The 1,520-nt window shown below is 51.6% G+C and carries 1 protein-coding gene; it reads left to right on the top strand.

All coding sequences use genetic code 11. The annotated features are described in order from the left end of the window. The first annotated feature begins 122 nt into the window (after positions 1-122). On the top strand, positions 123-1,478 hold the full coding sequence (locus VB712_RS20310) for a transposase (protein WP_323258179.1): 1,356 nt from the start codon (positions 123-125) through the stop codon (positions 1,476-1,478). The last annotated feature ends 42 nt before the right edge of the window (positions 1,479-1,520 follow it).

Here is a 1,520-nt window from a genome sequence, read left to right on the forward strand (position 1 = left end):
TTGAACAAAAAGAGCGACGCACTCCCCCACCTCGCCGCAGGCAGGTGGGGGTCAAGGAGCGGTGGGTCTTAGTCGTCCTTTTTGAGCGACATAAAACAGTGTCATGATGTTAAAATTCTCCCATGAAAGTCAAGAAGCCCACCAAAATCATCAGAACCGATAAGTGGACATTAAACCCAACCGCCCAACAGCGTGTTCTGTTTGGCGAAACGGTGAAAGTCTACCGTCGGCTCTGTCGGTATTTGGTCGGCATTGTCTTCACCCATTGGTCAAAGTTGGGGGGTTTATCCTCACAGCAACAAATCCCTGCGGTCGAGCGTTTAATCCACGCCACCGCTAAACGTCCTGTGGTCAAGTACCCGTCCATGGATGGGGTATTTTACAAGTTCCCCAGCTACTATCGCCGAGCCGCCATCAGCTTTGCCATTGGGCAGGTCAGCAGCTACATCACCCGTTATCGAGAATGGCAATGTGGGCTATCGCGTCAGCGTCGGCAGGCAAAACCCCCCATCCTCAAGGCTGAAGCCGGTTGTTATCCAGTTCTGTACAAAGGTCAATGCTACAAACTCCATGGCTATCGTGCCATTGAGATCAAAGTGTTCACGGGAACAGATTGGATTTGGACAAAGGTTCAGATCACCGGGTTGCGGGAACGCCATGGAATACCGGGCAACAAAATGCTGTCCCCCGCCCTAATCTTCAATGATCGAGTTTGTCATCTCTCCGTTCCGTTTGATTGTGTCCCAGAGAAACGGAACCCGGATAAAAATGTTGTGGCAGTTGACTTGGGGATCAATACCACCGCAACAGTCACAGTCGTAACCTTTGGCGGCACTGTAATCCATCGTGAATTTATTCACCCTGGCAGAGACATAGACCGTCGAGATCAACGACTGAAGTCCGTTGCAATGCGGGCAAGGAAGACGATGGGAAAGGGAGGGAAGCTCCACAAGGGCTTCTGTGCGCAGACCTATCGCAAATGCGCCAACATCAATAACCAGATCAGTCACATCGTTTCTAAGCGGATTGTCCAGATTGCCAGTGCGTTCAACGTGGAGGCAATTGTTTTTGAGAACCTGAAGGGTTGGAAGGCGAAGGGGGGGCGGAAACGCTCGACGTTGCGCCAACGGTTTCATGGGTGGCTCAAGGCAAAAATTTGCGATTATACGGAAATGAAGTGGCAAGAAAGGGGTGGGAAGGTAATTGAGGTTAAGGCTGCCTACACCTCGAAACTGGCTTATGATGGGTCTGGGATTGTGAAGCGAGACTCAAAAAACTATGCTCTGGCTGTGTTTGCCAGCGGGAAGCGGTATAACTGCGACCTGAATGGAAGTCAAAATATTGCCGCAAGAGGGATTCTTCAGCTCACTCGCCGAAAGGACAGTGAGGAGCCTTCCAGCCAATGTTCTGGAGGTTCGCCTAGAAGCTGGGCTTGTTTGTGTGATCTGTGGACTCAGACGAGTCCGGGATTAGCATAGGACACCCCCACCTCGCCGCAGGCAGGTGGGGAGAGCTTCATG

The sequence above is a fragment of the Spirulina sp. CCNP1310 genome (assembly GCF_034932185.1).
Taxonomy (GTDB): Bacteria; Cyanobacteriota; Cyanobacteriia; order Cyanobacteriales; family Spirulinaceae; genus Spirulina.